This window comes from Rhizobium bangladeshense, from assembly GCF_017357245.1.
In the GTDB taxonomy this organism is placed as follows: Bacteria; Pseudomonadota; Alphaproteobacteria; order Rhizobiales; family Rhizobiaceae; genus Rhizobium; species Rhizobium bangladeshense.
Genome location: NZ_CP071612.1, coordinates 3,454,305 through 3,467,709, shown reverse-complemented (window position 1 = coordinate 3,467,709; position 13,405 = coordinate 3,454,305). Strand labels below are relative to the sequence as shown.

The following is a 13,405-nucleotide window of genomic DNA, read 5'->3' as shown; positions in this document are numbered from 1 at the left end:
CTACCGCACCGGATTGGCGATGATGGCGGCCGCCCTCTCGGCTAGGCTGACGCGGTCGTTCGGGTTGTTATTGGCGGCATCCGGCAGAAGCGTGCGGATCGGTGAGGAAGGGCCTTCGCTGAGTGCGGTCAGCGCCACCATATTGGCGGCGATCGAGGCAATCTCCTCGCGGATCGCGCCATCGCGGCCGGTGACGGCCTTTGCCTTCTGCAGGCGCTCGGCAAGGGCGGCGCTGCGCTTGCGGACATCCTCGCCCATCTCAGCCGCAATGGCGGCTGTGTCGAATACGGAGGCGGGCATGTCTTCGACCGTCAGTTCTGCCGGTAGTTCCGCAGCCATCTTGGCTAGGCCTGCGTCGCTCAGCACCCGGTTGATCTTGCGGATCTCGGCATTGGCGTTTTTCAACTGCTCCTTCAACTTGGCGATCTCGTGCTGACGGCGGGCGAGCAGAGTTTCCTTCTCGGCGGCGGAAGCGCTTTCGCGTGCAGCCTTGTCCTCCAGACGGATCACCATATGCTGCTGCTGCGTCAGTTTCTGTTCGGCATCCCTAGCCCGCTTCTGCAGCAGGTTGACGTCCTGGCGCAATGTGTCGCGTTCGTCGCGCAGCGCGTTAGCCCGGAATTTCAGGCTTTCCGCCTCGGTCTCACGCGCGGCCAGGTCGATCCTCAGCCCGTCGGCCTGTTCGCTGAGCTTGCTCAGCCGAGTCCGCATTGCCACCAGTTCGCTTTCCTTATTGGCAGCGGATTGCTCGGCAATATGCAGATTGGTCTTCAGCTGGCTGATATAGTTCTCATCCTTGCGCAGGTGCGAGCGCTGCTCGGCCGCCTCGACGTGCATCTCGCCGATCTGCGCCTGCAATTCGCTGATTTCGGCGGCAAGCCTGCCGGCATCGACGGCGAGCGCATCGTGGCGCAGCTGGAGCGACAGGGATTTCTCGCGCTCACGCAAAAGGTCCTGGGTGGTGCGGGCATTTTCGGCGGCATGAAGGGCGCGCACCATATCCTTCTGGGCACGAACCTCCTGGGGGCTCAGCGGCATCGTCGCCTTGAGGCGGTTCTCGGTGTACCAGACAATGCGGCGATGAACGGCCGGCGAGACCAGAAAGACGAGGAAGGCGGCGGTCAGGAAGCCCAATCCGAACAAGAGAGCGTATTCGATCACGGCGCGGCCATCGATTCGACAGTTAATACGGGGTCAGCCGCGATGATTAAGCACGCATGGCACGACTGGGCAAGGCCGCCGATGAAGCCGGCGGCGATTTCCAGCGGCCCGGTGGCTTCAGAACGGGTTCCAGGTCGGCGCCTGGGTGATCTTGAGATAGCCGACATTGACGCCGAGGCGGGCGCCGACGCCGGTGCGGATCGGCACAACGAGCACGTCGTTGTTCTTCAAAACCGTCATGCCGAAGCCGGCGATCACATAGGCCGAGCCGCTGACGCCGCCGAAACGGCCGTAGATGCCGTCGATGGAGGGCAGGTCATAGACCAGCATCATGACGCGCGAGCCCTGACCGCCGTAATCGATGCCGAGAGACGGGCCCTGCCAGTAGAGCGGATGCTCGCCGGCGTTCTTAGTATTCAGCTGGCCTTCGCCATAGGTCAGTCCGGCTATGAAGGCGCCACCACCTTCCTGTCCGAGAATATAACCGTTCGGCAGACCGTATTTCTGGAAGGCGCTCTCCACCACCTTAGCAAGGCCGCCGCTGGCGGAGCCGAAGAAGGAGTGGCCGGTATCGATGATTTCCTGCATCGTATACTGACCGTTGTTCTGGGCGGCGGCCGGCCCGGCAATTATCAGCGAGGAGAAGACGATGGCCGAAAGCAATCTGCAGAAGCCAATGAATCGGTGCGGAATTCGAGGGCGCATGATGTCATCCGTTCGTCGTTTGGCCGGGAGCGGACACCCGCTCGCGTCGATTGCTGCATTTTGCGCCGATGATCTTAACAATCGGTTTACCAAATATGGTGTCATTATGGCACCGAGTATGATCGCAAACTTCGCGCAATTTTGATGAAGCATATTTGCGGGCGCGATGAGATTGCCGCCCCTCAGGAGACGATGATGTCCAAGAACCCTAACCTCACCCTGTCCGGCCCCGATCTGGCCGCGCTTCTCTGCAGCCGCGTTTGCCACGATGTCATTTCGCCCGTCGGCGCGATCAACAACGGCCTGGAACTCCTGGATGAAGGCGGCGCTGATTCCGATGCAATGGATCTGATCCGCACCAGCGCGCTCAACGCTTCCGTCCGCTTGAAATTCGCGCGCCTCGCCTTCGGTGCGTCTGGTTCCGTCGGCGCCTCGATCGATACCGGCGAGGCCGAGCGGGCCGCCAAAGATTTTGCGCTTGCGGAGAAGAAGACGGAGGTGATCTGGAACGGACCGCGGGCCATCGTCGCCAAAAACCGCGTCAAGCTGCTGCTCAACCTCTTCCTCGTCGCCTATTCCGCCATTCCGCGCGGCGGCGTGCTCGAGGTGACGCTCGAAAATCCGGAATTCGACGCCAAGTTCAAACTCACGGCGAAAGGCAAGCTGATGCGTTTGCCACCGAAGTTCGTGGAGATATCGACCGGCACGATCGAGGAGGCGATCGACGCCCATTCGATCCAGCCTTATTATACGGTGCTCCTGGCCGAGGAGTGCGGAATGGCGCTCGATCACAGTGCAAGCCCGGACGAACTGGTGTTCACGGCGGTGGTTGCTACGGTCTGAATTCGGCGCACGGAGGGGCGTTTGCGCTCGTCTGGTAACGATTCTTTAGCCTGATGGACCTATTCTCTTAGGTTGTAGGAGACCCATCGCTGCGACGAATGCGGGGAAAAGGAGCGGCCATGCAAAGGTTCATGATCACCGATAATTCGGACATCGTCCGCAAGGTCGGGAAGCGCATTCTCTCCGAACTCGACTTTCTCGTCAGCGAAGCCTCCAATGCCGCCGAGGCGCTGCAGCACTGCCAAGCGGAGCTGCCGGAATATCTGATCGTCGATTCCGGCATGGAGGGCGCGCTTGACCTCATCGCGGCCATCCGCGCCATGGACGGCGGCAAGGAGGTCAAGATCTATTACTGCGTCATCGAGGCTGACCTAAAGAAGCTGATGGCGGGTAAGAGAGCCGGCGCCACCGATTTCCTGCTGAAGCCCTTCGATCGCAAGATCCTGACCGCCGTCTTTGGAAACCGCGCGATCGCTGCCTGAGCGCAGTTTCTTTCCGACCGTATCGGCCGCCCAAACGCAGCCGAACTCCGGGCTTTATCAAGATATCGACCTGTCCAGCATCTGGATGGACCTCGACGTTTTAGCCGGCGAAGCTGAAACGAAAAATCCCGCCGGGAAGGGCGGGATTTCGTCATCCGATAAGGGGAATCGGAAGATCAAGCGGTTTCCGCATATTCGGTGCCATCCGGCTCGCGAAGAACGTAGCCACGGCCCCAAACGGTCTCGATATAGTTGGCACCGCCGGCGGCGTTGGCGAGTTTCTTGCGAAGCTTGCAGATGAAGACGTCGATGATCTTCAGTTCCGGCTCGTCCATGCCGCCATAAAGGTGGTTCAGGAACATTTCCTTGGTGAGGGTGGTGCCCTTGCGGAGCGAAAGCAGCTCCAGCATCTGGTATTCCTTGCCCGTCAGGTGGACGCGCTGGCCGCCGACTTCGACAGTCTTTGCGTCGAGGTTGACGATCAACTCGCCCGTCATGATGACCGACTGGGCGTGGCCTTTAGAGCGGCGGACGATGGCATGGATGCGGGCGACGAGCTCGTCTTTGTGGAACGGCTTGGTCATATAGTCGTCGGCGCCGAAGCCGAGGCCACGAACCTTGTCTTCGATGCCGGCCATGCCCGACAGAATGAGGATCGGTGTCTTGACCTTGGACAGCCGGAGAGTGCGGAGCACTTCATATCCGGACATGTCAGGCAGATTCAGATCGAGCAGGATGATGTCGTAATCATAAAGCTTGCCCAGATCGACGCCTTCTTCACCGAGATCGGTGGTATAAACATTAAAACTCTCTGATTTCAGCATCAACTCGATGCTCTGCGCCGTAGCGCTATCATCCTCGATGAGAAGTACCCGCATAATTATCCCCTTTACCGCCGCCGAAAGGTGGTCTGGCCCCCTACACGATACCGAATAAGCTACGTGATTTGGAAGCTGCCACGAAATGGTTAACAAATTCTAATTCACTCTGGCAAGGAGTATCGAATTTATTAAATAATTTTTCCATTTCTCTGTTTTCCAATAGGAATCTCAAAAAGGCGTCCTCAAGTTTAACATGAAGAAACAGCGCTAATTGATTCATCCGACTCACCAATGAAAAGGTTCGGAATTCCTGCCGCGGCATTTACCGAGCCTTAAATCATCGGGCCTATCATTAACGATGCCCGTAAACGAAAGGTTACCAGCGGTAGGTTTTTGTTAATATCGCAGGAAATTTTTTAGCAAACCGTGTCAAAGCGGCGCGCAGGGCGGTTTCAAGTTGAGCCGGGGTCTCGCATCACGGGAGTAATGCGTATGAAGTCGCGAGAAAGTCTCGTCCGCCTGAAGGAGTTTCAGGTGAACGAAAAACGACGTCAATTGCAGCAATTGCAGATGATGATGTCCGAATTCGAACGGATGACGAAGGATCTGGAGAGCCAGATCGTCGTCGAGGAAAAGAAGTCCGGAATATCAGACCCGAATCACTTTGCTTATCCGACCTTCGCCAAGGCTGCGCGTCAGCGGGCCGACAACCTGCAGGTTTCGATCAAGGAACTGAAGATGCAGGAAGAGGCGCTGGAAATGGCGCTCGAGGAGATGCAGGCGGAATATGCAAGGGCGACGGCGCTGGAAGAACGGGACAGCGGCGCCCGCGCCAGGGCCTAAAAAACAAACGGGCGCCGGCTTCGGCGCCTGAGGATCGCCAGAGAGAAGCCATGTATGACGGGCGCGCTGTCCGTCATACATGGCTTTTGGTGTTTCGCCTTTTACGTCTGAATGTCGTCGCCCAAACCTCATCTGCTTCAGGCCACGGCATCAGTTCACGACATCCTGCCATTCCGGGTGGCGTTGCGCTTGCGCCTTGAAGAAAGGGCAGAGCGGGATGATCTTCCAGCCGCCCGCGCGAGCCGCTTCCACTGCATGAAGCGCCAATGCCTGGCCGACGCCCTTGCCGCGCAAGGCGTCGGGAACCGCCGTATGATCGATGATGACGAGCTTCGGCGACGCGCGCGAATAGGTCATCTCCGCCTCGTGCCCCTCGACCTCGGCGGCATAACGGCCGCCGGAGCGGCCTTCTTCATTTCGAATGTCCATCGCCTTACCTCGTACACAGATATTATTGCCGCCGACGGTGACACGGCGGCGCGGCCGTGCCAAGCCGGCGAAATCATTCCTGAGGGAGACACAGTGTTCATGGAAAATATCGGATCGACACGAGCCTCTGGGCAATGAGAGCGCTTTCGATCGTCCGTCCCGCTCTTCTCGTTGCGGCGCCGTTCCTCCTGGCACTCGGGCTCATCTTACCGCTGGTTCGTTTCGAGACGCTTTATTTCTTCGATCAGACTCCGTCGCTCATCGAAATCGTCGTCTCGCTCTGGCAAGGCGGCGATGCGCTGCTGGCGGCGATCGTTGCGCTGGTCTCAATCGTGCTTCCGCTTCTGAAGATGATCGGGATCGCGGCGGAAGCGACGGCTGCCGGCGGCGGGGCCGGGAGCCTGTTCTATCGTCGCGTCGTGCCGCATCTGTCCAAGTGGTCAATGATGGACGTGCTGCTTGTCGCGATCGTTATTGCTGCGGCGAAGACAACGGGGTTGGCGGATGCGTTCACGCAGCCTGGCCTTTGGTGCTACGCCGCCTCGTCAATAATTTCGGGCCTTCTTCATTCCCTGATGGGAGATGCGTCCGGCCCGAAATAAATGTCGACGATGGCGTGCGATCAGTGGCGGTATTGCTGGATGCGGGTGGTGCGCAAGCCAGCCAGGCCATGGCTGTTGATCGACGACTGCCAGGAAAGGAACTCTTCGACCGTGAGCGTGTAACGCTCGCAGGCCTCTTCCAAGCTCAACAGGCCACCGCGCACTGCCGCGACAACCTCTGCCTTGCGGCGGATCACCCAGCGCCGCGTATTGGGCGGCGGAAGATCGGCGATGGTCAGGGGGCTGCCATCGGGGCCGATGACATATTTCACTCGGGGACGTATCATTTCGGTCATTGGACTCTCTACACAACGCAAGACCACGAGCGCCACTCTAGCCTGCCACATTTAAAAATTGCCTAAGCCCAACGTAAGACTTTGATAACAAATTTAGATGCCCGCTGCCGCCGGTGAATGAACGACCGGATCAGCAATTGGCCCCAAAGGTCGCCGGCTTTCAAAGGCGCGTCGATCCTTTTCATTGCAGCAGATTGGTGACGCCGATGAAGCGATCATCTGCAAGGAGGGATCGTTTGCGGGGGGGGACGGCGCCACGACACTGGCCTGAAACAAGACACTTTCGCCTTCTCAGACAGGTCCATGTCGGCTCGGGAGTGCCCAATGGCAATGTTCTATAGCTGTACGAGCTTCTGGACCAGCTCTCGTGAACAACAATCCGGAAGATCGCTCGCCGGAAACGTTTGCCCGGCGCCAGATCGAAGAGCTGCGCTGTCGACGGCAGGCAAGAGCAGCGATGAGACTGCGATCATTCTCGCTCCCTCGTCGCACATGGTCGATGATTGTTTGAAGAGCGCGATGCGCGAATCCCATGCGGTCAACCGCACGCAGGCGGTCGCCGGAAAGGACCGGCTGCCCCGAGGCAGCCGGTCCTTTCTCACTAAAAGCTTAGAAGCCTTTTCCGCCGGTCAGTTCAGAGACGACGGTACCGACGATGATGCGCATATCCATCCAAATCGAGAAATTCCCGACATAATAAAGATCACAGGCGATGCGCGCGCGCGCCTTGGCGGGACGATCGGTCGGGCCACGCAGGCCACGCATCTGGGCAAGACCGGTCATACCGGGGCGCATCGCGTGGCGTTGATGATATTCCGGTACCAGCTCTTCGTAGAGCATGCCGCCGGCGCGCATGCCGATTGCATGGCAGCGAGGACCGACGACCGACATGTCGCCCAACAGCACGTTCAACAACTGCGGCAGCTCATCGATGTTAGTGCGGCGCAGAATAGCGCCGATGCGGGTGATGCGCGGGTCGTTCTTCACCGTCTGGGCAACGCCCGAGACATCGCAGAGATCGGTGCGCATGGAACGGAACTTGTAGACCTTGATGGCCTTGCAGTTCTTACCCCAGCGGGTCTGCTTGAACAGCACCGGTCCCGGGCTGTCGAGCTTGATCAGCAGGGCGACGAGGAGAAGGAAAGGGGCGAGGACGAGGAGGGCGCTCAACGATGAAACTATGTCGAACGCCCGCTTCAGGGCGAGATCCACCCACGGCGCCTGGGAGGCATCGCTGTGGATGACAGGGGTTTGAATCTTCAGGCTCGGCTGCTGGCGGCGGCTCGGCCGGAAGGAATCAGTCGAAATGGTGTTGTTTAATTCCGTGATGCTCAAGGATCGTACTCTGTTGTCTTCGAGGGGCGCGGCGGCAATAGGCGATCAATGGTTTACCCTGTCACCAGGGCTGCACTCAGGTGTTGGTAACCCTACTAAAACGGAAAAATGCGACAATTGTGTAATGCTGTCCAGAGAAATATCGCATCGCAATAAATCTTTCGCACATGCGTTAAGTTGAGGCAAGCTCATGATATTTCGTTAAGAATTGAAATTTCGTCAAGGTTTTTAGGCCTTTGGCGAGGGCTTCCAGGGGTCTGTCGCCGTGTTGTTTCGACACGCGACCGACAGTTGGCATACGGCATTTTTAACGAATTCCGACGTGAATTTTTTCGCCGCTTATGTTCGGCCGTTCTCAAACTGTGTCACAATATGACAAAATCAAGGCCGAATCGACGCGGTCGAAATTGCTCGATGAGGCCTCGTTAAGACCCGACTCGGCAGTTGCTGATCACCTGCCGATTCTGCGGCAGTCTGCTTTGCGCTTCGATCGCTGCAGGATTATCTCTGGAGAACTAATAGCAGGGGCCGCGACGGGCGCTGCGCGCCAAGGCATTTGTGCATGGCGCCACAAGTGCAGGACATCATAATGAGCGGTATCGCGCCATCACAGTATTTGCGGACTTCCCCGCGGATGATCACGCTGGCTCGAGCACGCGTTTCCTGCCGCCCCAGGAGATGAAGTTCGGGTTGGCGAAGTCGAAATCCGCCGCCGTTCCCGTCTTGCCATAGGTCAGCGGCGCTCCGTCGAGCGTCACCGTCGATCCCCCGGCGGCGCGCAGCACCGCGTCGCCGGCCGCGGTGTCCCATTCCATTGTGCGGGTGAAGCGTGGATAGACATCGGCCTTGCCCTCCGCCAGCAGGCAGAATTTCAGCGAGGAGCCGATATTGGTGCATTTGGAGATCGCGTGATCGGCGAGGAAGGTTCCCGTCTCCGGGCTGTTGTGACGAAGGCTTGCAAGCGCAAGCCGATCGTCCGGCTGCTCGCGCACGGTGATTGCGGTCCGTGCCCCGATGATGAAGTCCTCCGTGACGACGAGCCTTTCGGCACGGCCACGTTGCCCACAGAAGGCGAGCCCGAGCGCCGGCGCATAGACGATCCCCGCGACCGGGGCGCCGTTCTCGATGTAGGCTATATTGACGGTGAATTCGTGCCGTCCGTCGACGAATTCGCGGGTGCCGTCGAGGGGATCGACCAAAAAAAAGCCCCGGCCGTGAATGTCGGGCACCTTGCCGGCCGCAACCGACTCTTCCGCCACGACGGGTATATCGGGATAATCCCTGCCGAGATGGGCGAGTATGATGCGTTCAGCTTCCTCGTCGGCGACCGTCACCGGGCTTGCATCCGCCTTCATGGCAATGGGAAAGCCTTCGCGCAAGACCGCGATGATGGCCCTACCGGCTTCGAGCGCCGCCTTTTCAAATGTCGTCAGCATTGTCCTTTGCCGTCCGCCGCGCGGCGAGCGCCCGCTGTCGCTCGTCCGTCAACCATCCCTGTCGCACCAGATTTCGATATGGTGGTTCTCGCCGCGTCCCGCACCCCCGATACGCAGATTGAAGATGCTACCATAAGTTCACGCAGCTGTCAGGCGAGGATCATGGCATTTGCTTGTGAAATACCATTCGCAAAAAGTCAGGGCTCGGGGGCTGAATTTGCGCCTTCTTCTGATCTTCTGGAATAGCTTACGCCGGAGGCGACGCAGGAAATTGAAGGTTCGATTGCTGGATGGTTAAGCCGGGGCGAGGTTTTGGCTAAAAATGGGTCTGTCTTTGCCGATTTTCTGTGGATTTTGGTTCAAAATGCACCATTTCGGCCTGTTCGAACAAGAATCTGCTGGAGTAAATCCTTTTTGTCTTCACATTTTCAACGAAACCGCTATGCATGCGGCCTATGAGGTCCCTGCATGGGGAGCCGAATAACCAAAAAGAGGTGCAGCGTCTTCCGCTCGCATCCAGGGGAAAGCGACATATGGAGTATTTCGTCCAGCAGCTCTTCAATGGGCTGACGCTCGGATCCATCTATGGCCTTGTGGCTATTGGCTATACGATGGTTTATGGCATTATCGGCATGATCAACTTCGCCCATGGCGACATTTTCATGCTCGGTGGTTTCGCCGCTCTTATCGTCTTTCTCGTCCTCACATCCATCTTCGCAGGTCTCCCTGTGGCAATTTTGCTGTTGGCGATGCTTGTGGTCGCGATGCTGATGACGAGTTTGTGGAATTGGACGATCGAGCGTGTTGCATACCGTCCGCTGCGCGGATCCTTCCGCCTCGCGCCGCTGATCACCGCGATCGGCATGTCGATCGTACTGTCCAACTTCATCCAGGTGACTCAGGGGCCGCGCAACAAGCCGATCCCGCCGATGGTGAGCTCGGTTTACCAGTTCGGCAACATCTCGGTGTCACTGAAGCAGATCATCATCATTTTGATCACGGCGGTGCTGCTGACGGTCTTCTGGTACATCGTCAATCATACCGCCCTCGGCCGCGCCCAGCGCGCCACGGAACAGGATCGCAAGATGGCGGCGCTGCTCGGCGTCAATGTCGACCAAACGATCTCGATCACCTTCGTCATGGGTGCGGCGCTCGCTGCCGTCGCCGGCACGATGTATCTGATGTATTATGGCGTCGCTTCGTTCGCTGACGGGTTCACGCCGGGTGTGAAGGCATTTACCGCAGCCGTTCTCGGCGGCATCGGCTCGTTGCCCGGCGCCGTTTTTGGCGGCCTGCTTATCGGCCTTATCGAGTCGCTGTGGTCGGCATACTTCACCATCGCTTATAAGGACGTCGCGACCTTTGCGATCCTGGCTTTCGTGTTGATCTTCAAGCCGACCGGCATCCTCGGGCGGCCGGAAGTCGAGAAGGTATAACGTCATGGCAAACATCGAAGATTCTGTAGGCAAGCCCGATGCCGGACTTGTCCGCAAAGGCCTTACCGAAGCTCTTTTCGCAGCGGTCCTGTCGTTCGGCATGTTTGTTCTCTATGTCGGCCTCAAGACCGATCAGAACATCAGCAATGAGCTGATCATTGTCCAGCGCTGGGGCCTGCTTGCGATCTTCGTCGCGGTCGCCGCTATCGGCCGCTTCGCCATGGTCGTTTTCATCAGGCCGAATATTGACCGCCGCAAGCTCAGTAAGGCTCGCGAGGGCGAGCTCGACATCTCGACAGAGAAGAGCTTCTTCCACCGGCATTTCCTGAAGATCGCGCTGATCGCGCTGCTGCTTTATCCGATGGTAGTGGTTGCGATCAAAGGCCCTCAGGGCTCGCTCACATATGTCGACAATTTTGGCATCCAGATCCTGATCTATGTGATGCTCGCCTGGGGGTTGAACATCGTCGTCGGCCTCGCCGGCCTGCTCGACCTCGGCTACGTCGCCTTCTATGCCGTCGGCGCCTATTCCTACGCGCTGCTTTCAAGCTATTTCGGCCTGTCCTTCTGGGTGCTGCTGCCGCTTTCGGGCATCTTCGCGGCGCTTTGGGGCGTCATTCTCGGATTCCCGGTGCTGCGCTTGCGCGGCGATTACCTCGCGATCGTGACGCTTGCCTTCGGTGAGATCATTCGTCTCGTCCTCATCAACTGGACTGAAGTGACGAAGGGCACCTTCGGTATCTCCAGCATCCCGAAGGCAACCCTCTTCGGCATTCCCTTCGACGCGACGGCCGGCGGTTTTGCGAAGCTGTTTCACCTGCCAATATCCTCGGCCTACTACAAGATCTTCCTGTTCTATTTGATCCTGGCGCTCTGCATGCTGACAGCCTATGTCACCATCCGGCTGCGCCGCATGCCGATTGGACGCGCCTGGGAAGCTTTGCGCGAGGATGAGATCGCCTGCCGTTCGCTCGGCATCAACACGGTGACGACTAAGCTAACCGCCTTTGCGACAGGCGCGATGTTTGCCGGTTTCGCCGGCTCGTTCTTCGCCGCCCGCCAGGGCTTCGTCTCGCCGGAATCCTTCGTCTTCCTGGAATCGGCCGTCATTCTCGCCATCGTTGTCCTTGGCGGCATGGGGTCATTGACCGGCATTGCAATCGCCGCCATCGTCATGGTCGGCGGCACCGAGTTGCTGCGCGAGATGAGCTTCCTAAAACTCATCTTCGGACCGGATTTTACGCCGGAACTTTACCGCATGTTGATCTTCGGCCTCGCCATGGTCATCGTCATGCTGTTCAAGCCGCGCGGCTTCGTCGGCTCGCGTGAGCCGACAGCCTTCCTCAGAGAGCGCAAGGCGATATCCGGAAGCTTTATCAAGGAGGGCCATGGTTGATGAGCCCCGTAACGAATACTATGTCTGATGACACCCTTCTCAAGGTCGAACATCTGTCGATGAAGTTCGGCGGCCTGATGGCCATCAACGACTTCTCCTTCGAAGCGAAGCGCGGCGATATCACCGCTCTGATCGGGCCGAACGGCGCAGGCAAGACCACTGTTTTCAACTGCATCACCGGCTTTTACAAGCCGACAATGGGGATGATCACGTTCAACCAGAAGAGCGGCAAGCAATATCTGCTAGAGCGCCTGCCGGATTTTCGCATCACGAGGGATGCCAAGGTCGCGCGTACCTTCCAGAACATCCGGCTGTTCTCCGGTCTGACCGTTCTCGAAAACCTGCTGGTTGCCCAGCACAACAAGCTGATGAAGGCATCGGGTTATACGATCCTCGGCCTTATCGGTGTCGGCCCCTATAAGCGGGAAGCGGCCGGGGCGATCGAGCTCGCCCGTTTCTGGCTCGAGAAGGCCGACCTGATCGACCGCGCCGACGACCCCGCCGGCGATTTGCCCTACGGCGCCCAGCGGCGTCTGGAAATCGCCCGCGCCATGTGCACCGGCCCGGAGCTGCTTTGTCTGGATGAACCGGCTGCCGGCCTCAACCCACGGGAATCGGCAACGCTCAACGCGCTGCTCAAGAGCATTCGCGCCGAAACCGGAACGTCGATCCTGCTGATTGAGCACGACATGTCGGTGGTCATGGAAATCTCCGACCACGTCGTCGTCCTCGAATATGGTCAGAAGATTTCCGATGGCACGCCGGATCACGTGAAGAACGATCCGCGGGTCATTGCGGCCTATCTCGGCGTCGAGGATGAAGAAGTGGAAGAGGTGATCGCAACCGTCGAGCAGCTCGAAGGAGGCGCAAACTGATGGGCGATGCAGTAATGACGGGTCAACCGCTCCTTCAGGTGAATGGCGTCGAAACTTATTATGGCAATATCCGAGCGCTCGCCGGCATTGATGTACAGGTCAACAAGGGCGAGATCGTCAGCCTGATTGGCGCCAACGGCGCCGGCAAGTCGACGCTGATGATGACGATCTGCGGCAGCCCCCAGGCGCGCACCGGTTCGGTCGTCTTCGAGGGCCGCGAGATCACCCGTATGCCCACACACGAAATCGCACGGCTGCGCATTGCGCAGTCGCCGGAAGGGCGCCGCATCTTTCCGCGCATGACGGTCATGGAAAATCTCCAGATGGGCGCCGGCCTCGACAATCTGAAACACTTTGCCGAAGACGTCGAGAAGATCTTCACGCTCTTCCCGCGTCTCAAGGAACGTCATGCCCAGCGTGGCGGAACACTTTCGGGCGGTGAGCAGCAGATGCTGTCGATCGGCCGCGCGCTGATGGCGCGCCCGAAGCTATTGCTTCTCGACGAACCCTCGCTCGGACTTGCGCCGCTGATCGTCAAGGGCATCTTCGAGGCGATCAAGAAGCTCAACGAGGCGGAGGGGCTAACCGTTTTCCTCGTCGAGCAGAACGCGTTCGCCGCCCTCAGGCTTTCTCACCGCGCCTACGTGATGGTGAACGGCAAGGTGACGATGAGCGGCTCCGGCAAGGAGCTTCTTGCCAATCCCGAGGTCCGCGCCGCCTATCTCGAAGGCGGAAGACACTAGGT

The 13,405-nt window shown here is 58.7% G+C and carries 15 protein-coding genes; 8 read left to right on the top strand and 7 right to left on the bottom strand.

Going from position 1 to position 13,405, the window contains the following annotated elements:
- Complete coding sequence (locus tag J2J98_RS16850; RefSeq protein WP_207601646.1) at window positions 1-1,161, bottom strand: coiled-coil domain-containing protein; 1,161 nt, start codon at window positions 1,159-1,161, stop codon at window positions 1-3.
- Between the two features lie 117 nt (window positions 1,162-1,278).
- Window positions 1,279-1,866: a DUF1134 domain-containing protein gene (locus J2J98_RS16845; RefSeq protein ID WP_138396462.1), complete on the bottom strand. Its 588-nt coding sequence runs from the start codon at window positions 1,864-1,866 to the stop codon at window positions 1,279-1,281.
- Between the two features lie 195 nt (window positions 1,867-2,061).
- Here J2J98_RS16845 and chpT point away from each other — a divergent pair, with 195 nt between their 5' ends.
- On the top strand, window positions 2,062-2,709 hold the full coding sequence (chpT, locus tag J2J98_RS16840) for a histidine phosphotransferase ChpT (protein WP_064706167.1): 648 nt from the start codon (window positions 2,062-2,064) through the stop codon (window positions 2,707-2,709).
- A gap of 119 nt (window positions 2,710-2,828) precedes the next feature.
- Complete coding sequence (locus J2J98_RS16835) at window positions 2,829-3,191, top strand: response regulator (protein ID WP_064706011.1); 363 nt, start codon at window positions 2,829-2,831, stop codon at window positions 3,189-3,191.
- A 176-nt stretch (window positions 3,192-3,367) separates the two neighbouring features.
- On the opposite strand, the gene ctrA is transcribed toward J2J98_RS16835, so the two are convergent.
- Window positions 3,368-4,069: a response regulator transcription factor CtrA gene (ctrA, locus tag J2J98_RS16830; protein WP_007533606.1), complete on the bottom strand. Its 702-nt coding sequence runs from the start codon at window positions 4,067-4,069 to the stop codon at window positions 3,368-3,370.
- A 435-nt stretch (window positions 4,070-4,504) separates the two neighbouring features.
- Between ctrA and J2J98_RS16825 the strand changes: the two genes are divergently transcribed.
- Window positions 4,505-4,855 (top strand): hypothetical protein, encoded by a 351-nt coding sequence (locus J2J98_RS16825; protein ID WP_064695510.1) that lies wholly within the window; start codon window positions 4,505-4,507, stop codon window positions 4,853-4,855.
- A 150-nt stretch (window positions 4,856-5,005) separates the two neighbouring features.
- On the opposite strand, the gene J2J98_RS16820 is transcribed toward J2J98_RS16825, so the two are convergent.
- A complete protein-coding gene (locus J2J98_RS16820; protein ID WP_207601645.1) occupies window positions 5,006-5,284 on the bottom strand; it encodes a GNAT family N-acetyltransferase in 279 nt (92 codons plus the stop codon).
- A 134-nt stretch (window positions 5,285-5,418) separates the two neighbouring features.
- On the opposite strand from J2J98_RS16820, the gene J2J98_RS16815 reads away from it, so the two are divergent.
- Complete coding sequence (locus J2J98_RS16815; RefSeq protein WP_064711354.1) at window positions 5,419-5,886, top strand: paraquat-inducible protein A; 468 nt, start codon at window positions 5,419-5,421, stop codon at window positions 5,884-5,886.
- Between the two features lie 20 nt (window positions 5,887-5,906).
- Here J2J98_RS16815 and sciP read toward each other — a convergent pair whose 3' ends face one another.
- The 3 genes from sciP to cysQ form a co-directional block, all read right to left on the bottom strand.
- The gene (gene sciP, locus J2J98_RS16810) at window positions 5,907-6,182 is read right to left on the bottom strand and encodes a CtrA inhibitor SciP (protein WP_007533628.1); all 276 of its coding nucleotides are present in this window, start codon (window positions 6,180-6,182) and stop codon (window positions 5,907-5,909) included.
- Window positions 6,183-6,791: 609 nt separating this feature from the next.
- A complete protein-coding gene (locus J2J98_RS16805) occupies window positions 6,792-7,517 on the bottom strand; it encodes a sugar transferase (protein WP_064706008.1) in 726 nt (241 codons plus the stop codon).
- A 638-nt stretch (window positions 7,518-8,155) separates the two neighbouring features.
- Window positions 8,156-8,953 carry a 3'(2'),5'-bisphosphate nucleotidase CysQ gene (gene cysQ, locus J2J98_RS16800; RefSeq protein WP_207601644.1) on the bottom strand — a complete coding sequence of 266 codons (798 nt, stop codon included), beginning with the start codon at window positions 8,951-8,953 and terminating at the stop codon, window positions 8,156-8,158.
- A 533-nt stretch (window positions 8,954-9,486) separates the two neighbouring features.
- Here cysQ and J2J98_RS16795 point away from each other — a divergent pair.
- The 4 genes from J2J98_RS16795 to J2J98_RS16780 are packed head-to-tail and all read left to right on the top strand — an operon-like array spanning window position 9,487 to window position 13,403.
- Window positions 9,487-10,389, top strand: coding sequence for a branched-chain amino acid ABC transporter permease (locus J2J98_RS16795; RefSeq protein WP_064706006.1), 903 nt, complete (start codon window positions 9,487-9,489; stop codon window positions 10,387-10,389).
- 4 nt (window positions 10,390-10,393) lie between these two features.
- On the top strand, window positions 10,394-11,785 hold the full coding sequence (gene livM / locus J2J98_RS16790; RefSeq protein WP_064706005.1) for a high-affinity branched-chain amino acid ABC transporter permease LivM: 1,392 nt from the start codon (window positions 10,394-10,396) through the stop codon (window positions 11,783-11,785).
- Entirely contained in the window at window positions 11,785-12,660 is an 876-nt protein-coding gene (locus J2J98_RS16785) for an ABC transporter ATP-binding protein (RefSeq protein WP_138396458.1), read from the top strand. The genes livM and J2J98_RS16785 overlap by 1 nt, the downstream gene beginning before the upstream one ends.
- On the top strand, window positions 12,660-13,403 hold the full coding sequence (locus J2J98_RS16780; protein ID WP_171049302.1) for an ABC transporter ATP-binding protein: 744 nt from the start codon (window positions 12,660-12,662) through the stop codon (window positions 13,401-13,403). Before J2J98_RS16785 ends, J2J98_RS16780 begins: the two co-directional genes overlap by 1 nt.
- The last annotated feature ends 2 nt before the right edge of the window (window positions 13,404-13,405 follow it).

Bases quoted from the DNA above. Each gene is read 5' to 3' on its own strand.
- J2J98_RS16815 (WP_064711354.1), top strand. From the start codon at position 5,419: ATGAGAGCGCTTTCGATCGTCCGTCCCGCTCTTCTCGTTGCGGCGCCG.
- J2J98_RS16785 (WP_138396458.1), top strand. From the start codon at position 11,785: ATGAGCCCCGTAACGAATACTATGTCTGATGACACCCTTCTCAAGGTC.
- cysQ (WP_207601644.1), bottom strand. From the start codon at position 8,953: ATGCTGACGACATTTGAAAAGGCGGCGCTCGAAGCCGGTAGGGCCATC.
- J2J98_RS16795 (WP_064706006.1), top strand. From the start codon at position 9,487: ATGGAGTATTTCGTCCAGCAGCTCTTCAATGGGCTGACGCTCGGATCC.
- ctrA (WP_007533606.1), bottom strand. From the start codon at position 4,069: ATGCGGGTACTTCTCATCGAGGATGATAGCGCTACGGCGCAGAGCATC.
- sciP (WP_007533628.1), bottom strand. From the start codon at position 6,182: ATGACCGAAATGATACGTCCCCGAGTGAAATATGTCATCGGCCCCGAT.
- J2J98_RS16780 (WP_171049302.1), top strand. From the start codon at position 12,660: ATGGGCGATGCAGTAATGACGGGTCAACCGCTCCTTCAGGTGAATGGC.
- J2J98_RS16845 (WP_138396462.1), bottom strand. From the start codon at position 1,866: ATGCGCCCTCGAATTCCGCACCGATTCATTGGCTTCTGCAGATTGCTT.
- chpT (WP_064706167.1), top strand. From the start codon at position 2,062: ATGTCCAAGAACCCTAACCTCACCCTGTCCGGCCCCGATCTGGCCGCG.
- livM (WP_064706005.1), top strand. From the start codon at position 10,394: ATGGCAAACATCGAAGATTCTGTAGGCAAGCCCGATGCCGGACTTGTC.
- J2J98_RS16825 (WP_064695510.1), top strand. From the start codon at position 4,505: ATGAAGTCGCGAGAAAGTCTCGTCCGCCTGAAGGAGTTTCAGGTGAAC.
- J2J98_RS16835 (WP_064706011.1), top strand. From the start codon at position 2,829: ATGCAAAGGTTCATGATCACCGATAATTCGGACATCGTCCGCAAGGTC.
- J2J98_RS16820 (WP_207601645.1), bottom strand. From the start codon at position 5,284: ATGGACATTCGAAATGAAGAAGGCCGCTCCGGCGGCCGTTATGCCGCC.